We start from the raw sequence: 15570 nt of genomic DNA on the forward strand, positions 1-15570 counted from the left end.
AATTCAATGTCTACTGTTTAGTATAGTACCTGATTGGTGTTTTTGTTATTTTTTATAGAAAAACCTCAGTGTTTTCTTTGTCACAACAATAATGATAATAAGTGATTATACTCTTTCATTTTTCCAGTTATTTGATTTTTAATTTAAACTAGAAAATGTGTAATCATCTATGGGGTACAGGTTGTTCTATATTTATAACGATAAAAAATGGGACAGGTGAATAAAGTTAACGTGGGGATAATCCGCAAGAAGGGATGCTAATAAGCAAAAACAGACCCCTTATCACCATTGATACACTAAGAGGTCTGTATATAACATATTGATTAAAAGGTTTTAAAAATCAAACGCTGATTTTGTGACCTGATAATGCAGAATTACGGCGAGCCTGACCATCAGCACCATAAAAAGAGGGGCTGTGATGGCTCTTGAGAAAAGCAATTGCCTGACTATTCTGATCAATATGCTGTTCCAGCAGAAATCCGTTATGGGCATTTAAATCACGGATACGTTCAACCGTCTGGCTGATTTGATCCCACAATACTATCAGTATTTCATGATCGGCATAGGGGGCACTTACTTTTAGCGTTTCATTTAATTGCTGGCGCTTTCGCTCAGAATGATCAAGTGCTGAGAGTAAAAATGTTTTTTGCTCTGTCACACGATGTAAATGATTCGCTTCAATAAAGCCTTCACTCAGGATACGTTGTTCTTCTGCCATCGTTATCGAAAGCGAATTTAAATGTGCGCTTTGCTGCTCAAGCAACAGTTGAAGTTCTTCCATTTATGGCCTTTATGATTTTGCTGGTTTATCTGTTTTAAACAACCACTGAAAGTATACCTAATGGATTTCAAGTTGCATTGTGGCAGCAAGGGAGCGACAAATTCGTCGGGAACGAATTTGCTCAGCCAGAGGCTGGCCTCCGATGAGAGACTGAGCCTCTCGTTTCCCCCGGGAGCATAGGCAACCGTATGTTTATAAAAATGCTGACCGGGGTGAGCGAATGCAGCCAACAAAGAAACAGCTTGAAAGACGAGAGGTATTATCAGTTTTCAAGAGCTTCTCTGATCAGGGCATCAGCAATTTTGCCGCTATCCATGGTCAGAGTTCCTTTCGCTATCGCTTCTTTCAGCTGTTGTACTTTCTGGATATTAATGTCTTGACTACTTGGCTGAACCAGTTTTTTCTGTGCCTCGCTCAGTTTAACCTGCGTATCGGCGCTTTTTTCTGCAACAGCCACGGTCCTGCGAGTGCTATGGACACCTTCATTGGAATTGCGTTGCTGTAAAGCCGCAATAGCCAGTAGAGGTTGAGTGCGTTCAATACTCATAATCGTAATCCTTTATTCAGGCATTATTTATTTGTCTTAGGTAGCAGGCGATATACCGCTGGCATGCCTGTAAATCATGGTCTGATGGTTATATCGGCTGAAAGCAATAAAACTTTAGACACTTATAACATCATTTTTACACTGCCATTTTCCTGAGCTTCACCGGTAATAACCTGCCCGGAAACCAAACGGATACGGATATTATCAAAACTGGCAGCATTGTTAATCGCTTTTCCTTCATAACGTACCCGGAAATTTTGCCCATCTACGATGACGATGACATTTTGTCCGGCTTTAATCACCCACGGACGCCGGATCATATTGCTTGTGATGAGTTGTCCGGCGGGGATATTGCGGATGGCAATTCCATTTTTTACCGCCTTTTTGTTATGAATGATGTTATTCGGCAGTTTGTCCAAATGACCTGTTTTGCTCTGAAAATCTTTTTCTGTCAGTACTGAGTTGCGCTGAATAGCCCGGTTTGAAACCAGATACGGGCCGGTAACACTAACGTAAATCTGTATAAAACGACGCTGTTGACCACAATTAACAGGCAGTGAAATATTGCCCCAGTTTTTATTGCCCATAGGGGGATGTATGTCAGGCGATTCGCACGTCGGCCATTGTTGTTCCGGTGTTTTGATTTCAACGGAAACTTTGTAGTTCGTACCGTGGTGAATTTGCCTGAAATAATCATTTATTGAGCGAGGTAAATCACTCCCCCATGCCAGAGAGTAGCCTAAAAACAAATTAAGGAAAAAGGTAACGAATCCGATAAATTTTAATACAGACATTTTATCACCTTCATTTTCCTTACCTGACAGACCTAATACCCAACCCTAATAGGGTAGACCATGATTGCAAAAAATAATCAGTACCTGTTGCCGTTCTTCATTTCATTAACTCTATCTGACTAATTAATAGTGTAACGCGCTTGATTATTAGTTAATGGGATAAATAGCAAATCAATTTGTGTCTATTCTTCGAATCGGCTTTTTCTTCTGCGTTTATGCTGTTATCGCTCTTAATGCGTTACAGGGCTTGGTTCTACGGAATTAGCCCTACAAGAAAGGCCATAAATCTGGCTTAAAAAACAGGCGAGGGAGGAATATGCTCGATAAATTAGACGCCGCCTTTCATTTTCGACAGGAAGCTCTGGTACTCCGCAACCAGCGGCAGGAAATTCTGTCTGCAAACATTGCCAATGCGGATACCCCCGGCTATCAGGCACGCGATATCGATTTTGCCGCTCAGTTAAAAAAAGTGATGGATCACGGGCGGGTAACTGGGAATGGAATTGGGCTGACTCTGACTTCCAATCGACATATTCCCATTCAGCCCCAGCAACGTCTGGAGATGGATCTGTTGTATCGGGTTCCTCATCAGACGGCTATGGATGGAAATACCGTTGACATGGATATGGAACGCAGCAATTTTGCAGATAACAGTCTGAAATATCAGGCTGAACTTACGATGACGAATGCTCAGATCAAAAGCATGATGTCAGTTCTACAGTCACAAGGATAATGGGAATGTCTCTACTCAGTATTTTTGATATTGCCGGCTCCGCGCTTTCTGCTCAGTCCCAGCGACTGAATGTCAGTGCCAGCAATATGGCGAATGCCGATAGTATCGTCGGGCCGGATGGCGAGCCTTATCGCGCCAAGCAGGTCGTTTTCCGTGTCGCTGCTCCCGCAGGGCAGGAGGTTGGCGGTGTGCGTGTCAGCGAAGTGGTGGATGATCCAACTCCTTTCCGTCTTGAATACCAGCCGGGTAACCCACTGGCGGATGAAAAAGGCTATGTACGTATGCCGAATGTGGATGTTGTCGGAGAAATGGTCAATACCATCTCGGCTTCCCGCAGCTATCAGGCCAATATTGAAGTACTCAATACCACCAAGTCCATCATGCTGAAAACCCTGACTCTGGGTCAGTAACAGGAATTCCATTATGGCAGTTACTGCTTCAATCAATGATTCTCTGGATAATTCAACGATTGGTGAATTAGCCAGTAGCCCCAAAAAAAAGCAAGACAGCAATGATATTAAAGATAACTTTCTGAATCTGCTGGTTGCACAACTTAAGAATCAGGATCCAACCAATCCCATGCAAAACAATGAACTGACTACGCAGCTTGCGCAGATCAGTACAGTAGAAGGGATTGAAAAACTGAATAAATCGCTGGGCGCTGTTGTCAGCCAGATGGAAGGCAATCAGGCCATGCAGACGACCCAGTTGATTGGCCGGGGCGTTATGACTCCCGGTGATAAAATTTTAGTCGGTTCCAATGAGGAGAAAGGGATCAGTACAACGCCGTTTGGCTTTGAACTGAACCGGCCTGCCGATAATGTAAAAGTAACCATCAAAGATAAGAATGGTGCTGTAGTGAGGGAATTGGATATCGGTAAGTTAAATACTGGTGTCCATAGCTTCGTATGGGATGGAAAAAACGCGGATAGCAAGGAAGTTGCAGACGGCGCATATAGTTTTACTGTTTCTGCAAGCTATCAGGATCAAGCGTTAGTGACACTTCCGCTGACATATGCCGTGGTAAATGGCGTCACGCGGGGTGAGGACGGCACTAAATTAGATTTAGGGCTGGCGGGTATGGTAACCATGGATAAAGTTCGTCAGATTCTTTAACAAAACGGAGGACATATGGCTTTTTCACAGGCAGTCAGCGGCTTAAATGCCGCAGCAAGTAACCTGGACGTAATCGGTAACAATATTGCGAACTCAGCAACATTCGGTTTTAAATCGAGTTCAGCGGCTTTCGCCGATGTATTCAGCGGTTCTGATGTAGGTTTGGGCGTTAAAGTTTCTGGCATGGTTCAGAACTTTAAAGATGGCTCAACCACTACCACTAACCGTCAATTAGATATGGCCATCACGCAGGGCGGTTTTTTCCGCATGCTGGATGAAAACGGTAACATTTTTTATTCCCGTAACGGTCAGTTCAAAATGGACTCAGACCGTACCCTGATCAATATGCAGGGTATGAAACTAACGGGTTATCCGGCAGTACAGGGACCAAACGGGCCTGAAATTCAACGTGGTGCAGCACCGGGACCAATCGCTATCGCAACAGATATGCTGGATGCGAAAGCGACTACAAAGGTTACGATGACAACTAACCTGAATTCGATGAATAAAGCTATCGACGCAGCTGCGAATCCGTTTGATCCTGCCAAAAAAGACAGTTTTAACTACAGCACGGGTATGTCCGTATACGATAGTCTGGGTAATGAACATAACGTGAATATTTTCTTCGTCAAGACCGAAGATAACAAATGGGAAATTCATGCACAGGATACGTCTGTAGCAGGTTCTGCGGCCCAGAAACTGGGTAATGTAGAATTTGACAATAATGGTCGTATTAAAGGCAATGACAACGCATTTGCATTTAATATGCCAGCACTGAATGGTTCTAATCCTGCGGCGATCACTATCGATTTTAACGGTAGCAAACAGCAGAGCATTCAGCAGGATTCTGTTTCCAACCTGCAACAAGACGGCTATGAAGCGGGTCACTTCACTAATTACCGTGTAGATGCTGATGGCAAAATTTACGGTATCTATTCTAACCAGCAGACTCAGGTTCTGGGACAGGTGGTTCTGGCTAACTTCTCTAACCCGGAAGGTCTGGCATCACAAGGTGATAACGTTTGGGTCGAAACCGGCGCATCCGGTAGCCCGGTTGTGGGTACGGCGGGCTCTGGTAACTTCGGTAAGCTGATCAGCGGCGCGCTGGAAGCCTCAAACGTCGATATGAGTCAGGAACTGGTCAATATGATAGTCGCTCAGCGTAACTATCAGTCCAACGCCCAGACCATCAAGACTCAGGATCAAATCCTGCAAACTCTGGTCAGCATGCGTTAATAATCTCAGGCGGATAGCTTTTTTGGAGATCGCTTTATGGATCACGTTATATACACCGCTATGGGAGCCGCGCGCCAGACACTGGAACATCAGGCTGTCACTACCAACAATCTGGCTAACGCATCGACGCCGGGCTTTAAAGCCCAGCTTGTTGCGCTGCGTGCTGTACCCATTGAAGGTGAAACCCTGCCGACCCGTACTTTGGTTGTTGCTTCTACTCCCGGCATGGATAGCCGTCAGGGACCGATGAATTATACCTCCCGCCCGCTGGACGTTGCTGTCGGACAAGGCGGTTATCTGGCTGTTCAGCTTGAAGACGGGACAGAAGCCTATACCCGTAACGGTAACATCCAGATTTCACCGGAAGGGCAACTGACGGTACAGGGACGCATGTTGATGGGTGAGAACGGGCCGATTGATGTTCCGCCACAGGCTGAACTGACTCTTGCCGGAGATGGTGCTATCTCTGCCCTGATTGCCAGCGATCCTCCGACTTTGCTGGGGCAGATTGGCAAACTGAAAATTGTCAAACCGGAAGCGGGTCAGGTTGTGCGCGGTGATGATGGATTATTCCATTTAACGCCACAGGCGCGGGAACAGCAGGGCGACGAACTGGCAGCGAGCACCGAAGTAAAAATCATGCCGGGTGTACTGGAAGGCAGCAATGTGAATCCAGTGGAAAGCATGGTGAATATGATCGCCAACGCGCGTCGTTTTGAGATGCAGATGAAAGTAATACACAGTTCCGATGAAAATGCTCAGCGAGCTAATCAAATTCTCGCAATGAGCTGAGCCGGAAACAGAGGATAAATTCATGATCCGTTCTTTATGGGTTGCCAAGACTGGGCTGGATGCTCAGCAAACAAATATGGACGTTATTGCCAATAACCTGGCAAACGTCAGCACGAATGGCTTTAAACGTCAGCGCGCGGTGTTTGAAGATTTACTTTATCAAACGGAACGTCAGCCCGGTGCGATGTCGTCTGAACAGACTAACCTGCCATCCGGTTTGCAGATTGGTACAGGGGTTCGTCCGGTAGCGACTGAACGCCTGCATAGTCAGGGTAATCTGGCTCAGACCAACAACAGCAAGGACGTGGCAGTCAAAGGACAGGGGTTCTTCCAGATCCAGATGCCTGATGGCACAACAGGCTATACCCGTGATGGCTCATTTCAGGTGGATCAGAATGGTCAGCTGGTGACAGCGGGCGGCTTTCAGGTCATGCCTGCCATCATTATTCCGGACAATGCCACCAAAGTCAGCATTGCCCGTGATGGTATTGTCAGCGTTAACGTACAGGGGCAGAACGCACCACAGCAGGTCGGGCAACTGACACTGACGACTTTCATTAACGAAAGTGGGCTGGAAAGCATCGGTGAGAACCTGTATCTGGAAACCAACAGTTCCGGTGTTCCGGTCGAAAATGCGCCGGGCATCAATGGTGCCGGATTGCTGTATCAGGGTTATGTTGAAACCTCTAACGTCAACGTGGCGGAAGAGCTGGTCAATATGATTCAGGTTCAGCGAGCCTACGAAATTAACAGTAAGGCAGTATCAACATCTGATCAGATGCTGCAAAAACTTACCCAGTTATAATCTAATCATTAATCAGTAGGGATTTATACCCAGAGGGTATAAACCCTTCATGATTACTGCGATAAACATAAGAGCATCGAAGATGGATACAATGCCCGTTGCTGAAAGCCATACTGAAAATCCTGTGGCTGATAGCTGTGCCGGTTTACGGAAAAACCGGGGAAATAAGCGGCGTATCAGCAGAACTGCGGCGGTACTTGCATTGTCAGTACTGACATTAGGGGGATGTGCTTACATGCCGCACAAACCACTGGTGAAAGGAGTGACAACGGCCAAACCTACCGAAGCACCTGCGCCAGCGCCGAATGGTTCTATTTTTCAGACCGTCCAGCCAGTTTACTACGGTTATCAGCCATTGTTTGAAGACCGTCGTCCACGCAATATCGGTGATACGCTAACTATTATCCTGCAAGAAAATGTCAGTGCGAGCAAAAACTCTTCCGCCAATGCCAGCCGCAGCGGTAAAACAGGTTTCCTTGCTGCCGTGACGCCTCGTTTCTTAGAGGGATTGATCGGTGGAGGTAAGACCGATATCGAGATGGAAGGTAACAATGAGTTTGGTGGCAAAGGTGGGGCGAATGCCAACAATACCTTCCGGGGTACCATTACTGTGACCGTGGATCACCTGCTGGCAAATGGTAACCTGCATGTTATCGGCGAAAAACAAATTGCCATCAATCAGGGAACGGAATTTATCCGCTTCTCCGGCGTTGTGAATCCGCGCACCATTAGCGGCAGCAATACAGTCAGCTCCAATCAGGTTGCGGATGCCCGTATTGAATATGTTGGCGATGGTTATATTAATGAAGCGCAGCATATGGGCTGGTTACAACGTTTCTTTATGAATATCTCACCGTTTTAAAAGAGGATGGTCAGGATGAAAAAATTAGTCGCCAGCCTTTTTACGTTGGTGCTGGTACTGTTCAATACGTTCGCACCGACCAGCGCTTTTGCTGAACGCATTCGTGATTTGACGACGATTGAAGGTATCAGGGATAACGCGCTGATTGGTTATGGTTTAGTGGTCGGGCTGGATGGAACGGGTGACCAGACCATGCAGACACCTTTCACCACGCAAAGCCTGAATAATATGTTGTCACAGCTGGGTATTACTGTGCCTCCCGGCACGAATATGCAGCTTAAAAACGTGGCTGCTGTGATGGTGACAGCTAAGCTGCCACCTTTTGCACGTTCAGGGCAAAATATTGATGTGGTGGTTTCTTCACTGGGTAATGCCAAAAGCCTGCGAGGCGGTACATTGCTGATGACGCCACTGAAAGGTGTGGATAATCAGGTATACGCACTGGCTCAGGGTAATATTCTGGTTGGCGGGGCGGGTGTCAGCGCCGGCGGTAACAGCGTGAAAATCAACCAGCTGGCAGGCGGGCGAATTTCTAATGGTGCAGTTATTGAGCGGGAGTTACCAACGCGATTCGGCCAGAAAGGGACACTGAATCTGCAACTGAATGAGGATGATTTCAGTCTGGCGCAGCAAATCAGTGATGCGGTCAACCGCCTGCAAGGCGTGGGTACGGCAACAGCGCTGGATTCCCGCACGGTACAGCTGCGTCTGCCGATAGAAAACAGTGAGCAGGTGAAATTTCTGTCACAAGTGCAGAACCTGAATATTCGCGTTGATGCCGGTGATGCCAAGGTGATTTTCAACTCCCGTACCGGATCGCTGGTGATGAACCGCAATGTCACACTGGATAGCTGTGCGATTGCGCACGGTAGCCTGTCTGTGATTGTTGAACGTCAGACCGCAGTCAGTCAGCCGGATACTCCGTTGGCGGGTGGTAATACTGTCGTAACCCGTAATACAGGTGTTGGTATTCAGGAGCAGGGCGGTGTGTTACAGAAAGTCAACTCCAGTGCGAATCTGACTCAGGTTATCCGTGCATTGAACGCGTTGGGTGCAACACCGACAGACTTAATGTCGATTCTACAGGCGATGGAAAGTGCAGGCTGCTTACGGGCGAAGCTGGAGATTATCTGATGAATGATTTTCTGTCGATGCCGACTGCGGCTTATGATGTGAACTCACTTCATTCACTGAAAGCCAAATTATCACAGGAACCACAACAGGGGCTACGGCAGGTAGCCCAACAACTGGAAGGCGTATTTGTTCAGATGATGCTGAAAAGTATGCGTTCCTCGTTGCCGCAGGACGGCATGTTAAGCAGTGACCAGACGCGTTTTTATACTTCGATGTACGATCAGCAAATTGCGCAGGATCTCTCCCAAAAGGGGCTGGGATTTGCCGATATGATTGTCAAACAGGTTTCTGGTGCGAACAGTGCTCCCAGTGAACTGGCCGGAACCGTGCCGATGCCGCTGGGCAATGACATCCTGCATACATTGCCGACACAAGCGCTGGAGCAGTTTTTACGCCGGGCGATGCCCGAAAAAAGCCAGTCTGATAAATCCTCTTCAGGAGGCACACAGTCAAAATCTCTGCCAGTAAACAGCTCCAGTTTTGTTTCCATGCTTTCCATACCTGCACAGATAGCCAGTCAGAAAAGCGGCATTCCTCATTTGTTGATTATTGCACAGGCGGCGCTGGAATCTGGCTGGGGTCAGCGGGAAATACTGACTGAAGAAGGCAAACCGAGCCATAACCTGTTTGGTATCAAGGCGGGTAAAAACTGGAAGGGCGCGGTCACCAATATCATGACAACCGAGTATGTGAATGGTGAGCCGCAAAAAATGCGTGACAGTTTCCGGGTCTATGATTCTTATCTGGAAGCTGTTACGGATTACGTCAGGCTGCTGACGGAAAATCCCCGTTACGCCAAAGTTGCACAGTCAGTGACCGCAGAGCAGGGGGCTCATTCCTTGCAAGAAGCAGGTTATGCCACAGACCCCGGTTATGCCCAGAAACTGGTATCACTGATCCAGCAATTAAAGAGTAACGGCACCCAGATGGTAAAAGCCTATACCTACGATTTTGATGATTTGTTCTGAGTCACCGTCCAAATCATTTTTGTTCAAGGTTCAGGTTCTTCTGCCGATAACTTTTACAGAGAATTTATACCGATAACGATAGCAGTCATGTCTCTCTGAAGAGAGGCAGAGCGAAAACGTAAAAGGATCTACACATGTCCAACAGTCTTATGAATACTGCGATGAGCGGTATTAATGCCGCTCAGGTGGCAATGGGTGTAGTAAGTAATAATATTGCCAACTCCAAAAGTGAGGGCTACAACCGACAGAACACCGTCATGACGCAAAATAATGGAACTATGTCCCCGGTGGGTTTTATAGGTAACGGAACAGCGGTTACGACTATTAACCGTGAATACAGCGAATTTATTAACCAGCAGTTCAATTCAGCTCAGACCAAACACTCGGCGTTAAAGTCATATAACGAACAGATAACTAAGATCAACAATCTGTTAGCCGATAAAGACACCAGTCTTTCTAATTCTTTCGAAGATTTTTTCAAAAGCATTGGTACCGTTGAGAGCAATGCAGAAGACAGCGCGGCAAGAACCACGGTCTTAGGCAAAGCTGAAGGATTGATCAGTCGTTTTAAAGAAGCTGATGAATTCCTGCGCCAGCTTGATAGTGGCATCAATTCTCAGATTGAGCAGAATGTCAAAGAAATCAACAAATATGCAGAAGAAATTGCCAAGCTGAATAACGAAATCATCCGTATGCGTGGTACTGGCACGGGTGAACCGCTGGCATTGCTGGATAAACGTGATCTGGCAGTCAATAAATTAAATCAGCTGGTGGAAGTGAATGTGACTCAGCAGGATGGTGGCGTTTATAACGTCTCATTCGGTGGTGGTATGTCACTGGTATCAGGCAGTAAATCCTACCGTATGGAAGCCATTCCATCCAGTGCTGACAGCGGCCGTATTACGCTGGGTTATAACAACGGCACAGTAGGTACGAGAGAAATTGATGAGCGTTTCATCTCTGGTGGCGCGTTGGGTGGTGCATTGCGCGTTCGCAGCGAAGTGGTTGATTCGACTCGTAATGAACTGAACCAACTGGCACTGGTGATGGCGGATCAGTTTAATCAGGTACAACACGGCGGTTTTGATCTGAAAGGCGAGAAAGGGGTTAATTTCTTCAATTTCAAACAGTCTGAAATTATTTCCAGCAGTGATAACAAAGGCACGGCTGAGATTAAGGTGGAATATGCGGATTCCACGAAAGTCAAAGCCAGCGATTATACCCTCAAATATGAAGGTGGAGACTGGAAAGTACAGCGAGTCTCTGATCGTGAAATGGTTGCTGTAACCAAAAACGGCAATACACTGGAATTCGATGGACTGAAAGTCGAAATCACAGCGCCTGATGCACAGGAACACGATAAATATACCCTGAAAACTGTCGGCAATGTTATCGCAACACTGGAAGTAAACATCAAGGATTCTTCCCAACTGGCAACCGCCAGTGAGAAAGGTGCTGGCCCAAGTGATAACCGCAACGCGAAGAAATTCCTTGAATTACAGGATAAGCGTCTGGTGGATGGTAAGGCTTCTTTTTCCGGCGCTTATGCCTCATTGGTGAGTACCGTGGGCAGTAAAGCCAACAGCGCACAAATCAGCGTTGAAACACAGGGCCATATCGTTGATAAATTGAAAGAAACCCGTGAATCAATTTCCGGCGTCAATATGGATGAAGAGTACGGCGAATTACAGCGTATGCAGCAGTATTATCTGGCAAACGCCCGTGTGATCCAGACGGCGACGACGTTGTTTGATGCTATTTTAGGCATTCGCTGATAAAAGGAATAATTAAGGAGTGATACTGTGCGTGTAAGTACGAATCAATTATACGGCCAGAAAATGGATGGAATTTTTGGCGCTCAGTCCAAATGGATGAAATATGGTGAGCAACTGTCCAGCGGACGCCGGGTTATTAACCCATCTGATGATCCTCTGGCGGCATCGCAAAATATCATGGTTTCTCAGTCTGAATCGAAAAACCAGCAATTTACCACTGCGCGTATTTTTGCCAAAAATGCAATGTCATCCCAGCTGAGCATTACAGCGAATGCCGTTAAGGTAACAACGAATGTGTTTGAAACTTTAGTGGCAGCAGCAGATGAACAAAGTGATCAGGATCGCTCATCCTATGCACAGCAATTGCAGGGTTTTAAAGAGGAGCTGTTAAACCTTGCTAATAAAACTGATGGCAATGGTCGTTATATTTTTGCCGGCTATAAAACTGATGTGCCTCCTTTTTCAGCGGATAAAGATGGCAAAGTCACTTATGTTGGTGGGTCTGAAAAAATCACCCAGAAAGTGGATGATAACCGCTCAATGGTTATCGCTCATACCGGACAGCAGGTGTTTTTATCCTCGCCTCCTAATCCAATCAAAGAACCTGATGGCAAAACTGCGAGCGGATCTGATATTTTTGCCACGATTGATCTGGCAATCGAAGCTTTAAGAACACCATACAGTTCAGCAACTGAAGAAGAAAAAAACCAAGCGGCGGAGCTTATCAACAAAGCTAACCGTGGGATTCGTAATAGCCTGAATAACCTCTCTTCTGTTGAAGCAGTACTGGGTTTACAGCTTCAGGAACTGGAACAGCTGGATTCTCTGGGTAGTGAACGAAGTATTGCCAACAAAGTTCGCTCAGGGGAGTTAGTTGATGTGGACTGGACTTCCACGATTTCCAACTATTATCAGCAACAGGCTTCTTTGCAGGCTTCTTTCAAAGCATTTACTGATCTAAAAGGGATGTCTTTGTTTGAGATGTATAGATAACACATTCTAATTTATTTCTGTGATTTCCAGCTCTTATCTGTTTGCGATAAGAGCTTTTTATTTCCTCTTTGGTTTCCTTAATAACGCATTGTTATTAATCGCTTTAATGGTTTATACCTCTTAATGTGTATTGAGTTATTTTGCATTCAGTAAATCCTTTCTTTTTTTCTTATTATATTATTTTATCTTGTGATCGAGATCTTATCTTTGATAGGTAAGAAGAATCACGTATTAAGTTTTTTGATATAAACGTTTCAGATTTAAGTTAGTGAACTTAGGAAAGGATTAAATCTCGTCTTATGCCTTATAAACAGATAAGAAAAACAAATGTGCATGAAAACTCTAAATATACTCGCCTGTATTACTTTTATTTTGTTCAGTACGATATTGATAGGTTGTTTGTCAACTGTTGATTATGAATGGACAATCGGAGAGGAAGGAATAAATACCGTTTGTGATGTGGTCAGCTCTTTTGTTATTGATGATGACAGGGCATTGACTGCACCTTTATGTCTGTTTTTTTTGCTACCTTTTCTGCTGATATTTGTCGTAAAAGGAGTAAAAACTTTTTCAGTATGTAAATTCAAATCGATCAGCTATATGTTGATTGCAGGATTTGCAATAGGATACTGGTACTGGATGTTCTTCGGCCGATTAATGGGGTGCTCATTTGCTGTATATTAGCTGTGGCTAATACAATTTATGACTTAAAAGGTGGCGAGTATATCGGGAGATGCTGGCAACCGATCTCCCGATAGCTCAGGGTTAATCTTCCTTTGGCACTTCTTCCCGTTCATACATGCCATAATCACGAATAATGGCTGAGACTCTCAATTTATAATCTGAAAATACCCCATTGCGTCCTAATATCTGTGCTTCCCGGTGTTGGCAGGTATTCCGCCACTGTTTAACAGATTCCTCATCCCGCCAGTAGGATAATGAAAGATATTTATTATTTTGAGACAGGCTTTGAAAGCGCTCTACAGAAATAAAGCCCGGAATGGTATCCAGTAGTGGCCTTAACATGGCTGCGGTGTCAAAGTAACGTTCACTCTGGTTTTCTGCGATTTCGACTTCAAATATAACTGCTAACATTATCGTTTCCTTGAAGAATAGAAAACGCAATCATATATTGCCGTTTTGACGGTTACTTCGTTGGGTAGCGAAATATATTCTTCGTTTTTCAAGTAGCCTCTTTGTTGGCTATATCAGGTATGGGATAGATATGTGTGAATTAACTCTGGAGAAAAAAGTCACTGTAGTTTCTGCATTATTATCGGATCGTGCTCGTATCTGTATACTATTTCTGATGATGGACGGACGCGCTTACACAGCGACTGAATTAAGTACCGCGGCTGATATAGCACCTTCGACAACCAGTGCGCATTTAAGCCGGTTAGTAGAACAAAATCTGGTGATCAGTATTAAGCAGGGGCGATACCGTTATTTTAAAATTTATAGTAAAGAAGTCGCAGTATTGCTGGAAAGCATGATGTGTTTTGTTAATAGCGAAAGCTTCGGGGTTATTAAAACGTCGACACCAAAATCATTGCGTTCTTTCCGAACTTGCTATGACCATATGGCCGGAGAAATCGCCGTAAAAATTCATAACAGTCTGTTGTCCCGTTTTTGGATAACGGATGATTACCGTTTAACGCCACAGGGGAAAGAATTTTTCTTTTCTCTTGGCCTGAGTTTGGATGAGAAAACAATTTCCGGACGGAAATTTGCCTGTTCCTGTCTTGACTGGAGTGAGCGATATTTTCACCTTGGTGGTTTTCTGGGGTCATCGCTGCTGAATATTTTTTTGCAGAAAAAATGGGCTATCCGGCAATTGGATAGTCGGGAACTAACGTTGACAGAGACAGGAAGGCGGGCACTTAAACAGCGGTTTGGTGTGGAAATATAGGTGGTATTTTTACACCACCTATGTCCAACAAAAAGGCAATCTGAAAGACGGAAAGTATAGATACATTCTATAACTCAACACCTTTATAACCAGCCAGAATCTGAGCCCATTCCTGTCGGGCAAACCATTTTTGGGTCTCTGCGTTGTAATGCATATCATCGGGAGTAAATACCCCAAATTGGGTGGAGATCCCGTTATAGTTTGGTGCATTTCTGGCATCGACGAGTGTTCGATACTCAGGATTAGCCGCAATCACACTGTTCATTGCTTCGGAAACATAGCTGGTATTAAGGGGGTCAAACCAGACTGAAAGCGGGTAATAAAATCTCCACGGTATATTGCGGGATCCTATGGCATCACTAAGGCCGGTAACGATACGGGTAAAGTTCATTTCTGCGGCTTTTGCGGCGGCTAAACTTTCAGTTTCTGCTTCCCACTGATTCCAGTGAACGGCCAGTATGCGGGGATTTTTACCCATTTTACGCAGGGAATTCACCGCCATCCTTAATGTTCTGACTGCGCGGGGGTAGAGTGATTCTACATCATCAGGGTCCCGCTCTGGCGCCCAACGGTTATCAGGTAAATACATTCCCTGCCCACCGTATCCCATGAGAATGACATAAAGATCAGGTAATTTGAGAATATTACCGGTGTTAATATGATTTTGCCAATAGCGGGCAAAACGATTGGCGATATTAACCGGATGATCCTGATTACCTCGCGGTAAACCACACGGAGCACCAATATTGGCATGGCCAAAACTCGTCAGGCCTGTCCAGTTAATGGTTGAAAAATTGACGCTATAAACTTCAGGCAGGGACAGGGTAAATACATTATTTAAACCCTGAGTAATTGCTTCATTTGGTGCCAGTTGAGTAGCATGACCGTAACTATTTGACTGCCCAAGAACAACTAATAATGGAGCATCATCACTTCTCCACGGAAGGGATTTTATTTCAGAACAGGCTAAATTTTTATCTATCATGAAGATCTCCTTTAGTATTTTAAATCTGATTTATATAAAGGCGATACTTTTCTGCATAACAGAAATTAACTTTTATCTTAAAAAGATCAATAGATAATATATTTTAATTATCTAATTTAATAAGATAGTCAGTATATGAA

General features: G+C 45.1%; 18 protein-coding genes. 13 read left to right on the forward strand and 5 right to left on the reverse strand.

The features are described 5' to 3' along the window. Positions 1-340 precede the first annotated feature (340 nt). The 3 genes from AACX38_RS20195 to flgA all read right to left on the reverse strand — a co-directional run bounded on the left by AACX38_RS20195 (position 341) and on the right by flgA (position 2122). On the reverse strand, positions 341-781 hold the full coding sequence (locus tag AACX38_RS20195) for a flagella synthesis protein FlgN (RefSeq protein ID WP_099120502.1): 441 nt from the start codon (positions 779-781) through the stop codon (positions 341-343). A 262-nt stretch (positions 782-1043) separates the two neighbouring features. Then, positions 1044-1328 carry a flagellar biosynthesis anti-sigma factor FlgM gene (gene flgM / locus AACX38_RS20200; protein ID WP_099109738.1) on the reverse strand — a complete coding sequence of 95 codons (285 nt, stop codon included), beginning with the start codon at positions 1326-1328 and terminating at the stop codon, positions 1044-1046. 122 nt (positions 1329-1450) lie between these two features. Next, a complete protein-coding gene (gene flgA, locus AACX38_RS20205; protein ID WP_228865363.1) occupies positions 1451-2122 on the reverse strand; it encodes a flagellar basal body P-ring formation chaperone FlgA in 672 nt (223 codons plus the stop codon). A gap of 316 nt (positions 2123-2438) precedes the next feature. On the opposite strand from flgA, the gene flgB reads away from it, so the two are divergent. The 12 genes from flgB to AACX38_RS20265 all read left to right on the forward strand — a co-directional run bounded on the left by flgB (position 2439) and on the right by AACX38_RS20265 (position 13220). Continuing rightward, positions 2439-2855, forward strand: coding sequence for a flagellar basal body rod protein FlgB (gene flgB / locus AACX38_RS20210; protein ID WP_099109740.1), 417 nt, complete (start codon positions 2439-2441; stop codon positions 2853-2855). 5 nt (positions 2856-2860) lie between these two features. Next, positions 2861-3265, forward strand: a complete 405-nt coding sequence (flgC, locus tag AACX38_RS20215; protein WP_099109741.1) for a flagellar basal body rod protein FlgC — start codon at positions 2861-2863, stop codon at positions 3263-3265. Positions 3266-3278: 13 nt separating this feature from the next. Continuing rightward, positions 3279-3971: a flagellar hook assembly protein FlgD gene (gene flgD, locus AACX38_RS20220; protein WP_228865364.1), complete on the forward strand. Its 693-nt coding sequence runs from the start codon at positions 3279-3281 to the stop codon at positions 3969-3971. A 15-nt stretch (positions 3972-3986) separates the two neighbouring features. Then, positions 3987-5207 (forward strand): flagellar hook protein FlgE, encoded by a 1221-nt coding sequence (flgE, locus tag AACX38_RS20225; RefSeq protein WP_228865366.1) that lies wholly within the window; start codon positions 3987-3989, stop codon positions 5205-5207. A 36-nt stretch (positions 5208-5243) separates the two neighbouring features. Beyond that, the gene (locus AACX38_RS20230; RefSeq protein WP_228865368.1) at positions 5244-5999 is read left to right on the forward strand and encodes a flagellar basal body rod protein FlgF; all 756 of its coding nucleotides are present in this window, start codon (positions 5244-5246) and stop codon (positions 5997-5999) included. A 22-nt stretch (positions 6000-6021) separates the two neighbouring features. Continuing rightward, on the forward strand, positions 6022-6804 hold the full coding sequence (flgG, locus tag AACX38_RS20235) for a flagellar basal-body rod protein FlgG (protein WP_228865375.1): 783 nt from the start codon (positions 6022-6024) through the stop codon (positions 6802-6804). Between the two features lie 82 nt (positions 6805-6886). After that, on the forward strand, positions 6887-7666 hold the full coding sequence (locus AACX38_RS20240; RefSeq protein ID WP_228865376.1) for a flagellar basal body L-ring protein FlgH: 780 nt from the start codon (positions 6887-6889) through the stop codon (positions 7664-7666). Positions 7667-7681: 15 nt separating this feature from the next. After that, entirely contained in the window at positions 7682-8800 is a 1119-nt protein-coding gene (locus tag AACX38_RS20245) for a flagellar basal body P-ring protein FlgI (RefSeq protein ID WP_099120510.1), read from the forward strand. Continuing rightward, positions 8800-9768, forward strand: a complete 969-nt coding sequence (gene flgJ, locus AACX38_RS20250; protein ID WP_228865378.1) for a flagellar assembly peptidoglycan hydrolase FlgJ — start codon at positions 8800-8802, stop codon at positions 9766-9768. Before AACX38_RS20245 ends, flgJ begins: the two co-directional genes overlap by 1 nt. 134 nt (positions 9769-9902) lie before the next feature. Further along, positions 9903-11543: a flagellar hook-associated protein FlgK gene (gene flgK / locus AACX38_RS20255; RefSeq protein WP_228865380.1), complete on the forward strand. Its 1641-nt coding sequence runs from the start codon at positions 9903-9905 to the stop codon at positions 11541-11543. A gap of 27 nt (positions 11544-11570) precedes the next feature. Next, positions 11571-12536 carry a flagellar hook-associated protein FlgL gene (gene flgL / locus AACX38_RS20260; protein WP_099120513.1) on the forward strand — a complete coding sequence of 322 codons (966 nt, stop codon included), beginning with the start codon at positions 11571-11573 and terminating at the stop codon, positions 12534-12536. Between the two features lie 333 nt (positions 12537-12869). Continuing rightward, the gene (locus AACX38_RS20265; RefSeq protein ID WP_193757128.1) at positions 12870-13220 is read left to right on the forward strand and encodes a DUF2645 family protein; all 351 of its coding nucleotides are present in this window, start codon (positions 12870-12872) and stop codon (positions 13218-13220) included. Between the two features lie 81 nt (positions 13221-13301). Here AACX38_RS20265 and AACX38_RS20270 read toward each other — a convergent pair whose 3' ends face one another. Further along, a complete protein-coding gene (locus AACX38_RS20270; RefSeq protein WP_228865382.1) occupies positions 13302-13631 on the reverse strand; it encodes an antibiotic biosynthesis monooxygenase family protein in 330 nt (109 codons plus the stop codon). Between the two features lie 130 nt (positions 13632-13761). Here AACX38_RS20270 and AACX38_RS20275 point away from each other — a divergent pair, with 130 nt between their 5' ends. Beyond that, positions 13762-14445, forward strand: coding sequence for an ArsR family transcriptional regulator (locus tag AACX38_RS20275; RefSeq protein ID WP_228865383.1), 684 nt, complete (start codon positions 13762-13764; stop codon positions 14443-14445). A gap of 67 nt (positions 14446-14512) precedes the next feature. On the opposite strand, the gene AACX38_RS20280 is transcribed toward AACX38_RS20275, so the two are convergent. Beyond that, the gene (locus AACX38_RS20280) at positions 14513-15430 is read right to left on the reverse strand and encodes a sialate O-acetylesterase (protein ID WP_228865385.1); all 918 of its coding nucleotides are present in this window, start codon (positions 15428-15430) and stop codon (positions 14513-14515) included. Positions 15431-15570: the final 140 nt, after the last annotated feature.

This window comes from Xenorhabdus sp. PB30.3 (assembly GCF_963895965.1).
Taxonomy (GTDB): domain Bacteria; phylum Pseudomonadota; class Gammaproteobacteria; order Enterobacterales; family Enterobacteriaceae; genus Xenorhabdus; species Xenorhabdus stockiae.

Bases quoted from the DNA above. Each gene is read 5' to 3' on its own strand.
- flgB (WP_099109740.1), top strand. From the start codon at position 2,439: ATGCTCGATAAATTAGACGCCGCCTTTCATTTTCGACAGGAAGCTCTG.
- flgJ (WP_228865378.1), top strand. From the start codon at position 8,800: ATGAATGATTTTCTGTCGATGCCGACTGCGGCTTATGATGTGAACTCA.
- AACX38_RS20240 (WP_228865376.1), top strand. From the start codon at position 6,887: ATGGATACAATGCCCGTTGCTGAAAGCCATACTGAAAATCCTGTGGCT.
- AACX38_RS20275 (WP_228865383.1), top strand. From the start codon at position 13,762: ATGTGTGAATTAACTCTGGAGAAAAAAGTCACTGTAGTTTCTGCATTA.
- AACX38_RS20270 (WP_228865382.1), bottom strand. From the start codon at position 13,631: ATGTTAGCAGTTATATTTGAAGTCGAAATCGCAGAAAACCAGAGTGAA.
- AACX38_RS20265 (WP_193757128.1), top strand. From the start codon at position 12,870: ATGAAAACTCTAAATATACTCGCCTGTATTACTTTTATTTTGTTCAGT.
- flgE (WP_228865366.1), top strand. From the start codon at position 3,987: ATGGCTTTTTCACAGGCAGTCAGCGGCTTAAATGCCGCAGCAAGTAAC.
- AACX38_RS20230 (WP_228865368.1), top strand. From the start codon at position 5,244: ATGGATCACGTTATATACACCGCTATGGGAGCCGCGCGCCAGACACTG.
- flgK (WP_228865380.1), top strand. From the start codon at position 9,903: ATGTCCAACAGTCTTATGAATACTGCGATGAGCGGTATTAATGCCGCT.
- flgC (WP_099109741.1), top strand. From the start codon at position 2,861: ATGTCTCTACTCAGTATTTTTGATATTGCCGGCTCCGCGCTTTCTGCT.
- flgD (WP_228865364.1), top strand. From the start codon at position 3,279: ATGGCAGTTACTGCTTCAATCAATGATTCTCTGGATAATTCAACGATT.
- AACX38_RS20245 (WP_099120510.1), top strand. From the start codon at position 7,682: ATGAAAAAATTAGTCGCCAGCCTTTTTACGTTGGTGCTGGTACTGTTC.
- flgA (WP_228865363.1), bottom strand. From the start codon at position 2,122: ATGTCTGTATTAAAATTTATCGGATTCGTTACCTTTTTCCTTAATTTG.
- flgG (WP_228865375.1), top strand. From the start codon at position 6,022: ATGATCCGTTCTTTATGGGTTGCCAAGACTGGGCTGGATGCTCAGCAA.
- AACX38_RS20195 (WP_099120502.1), bottom strand. From the start codon at position 781: ATGGAAGAACTTCAACTGTTGCTTGAGCAGCAAAGCGCACATTTAAAT.
- flgM (WP_099109738.1), bottom strand. From the start codon at position 1,328: ATGAGTATTGAACGCACTCAACCTCTACTGGCTATTGCGGCTTTACAG.
- AACX38_RS20280 (WP_228865385.1), bottom strand. From the start codon at position 15,430: ATGATAGATAAAAATTTAGCCTGTTCTGAAATAAAATCCCTTCCGTGG.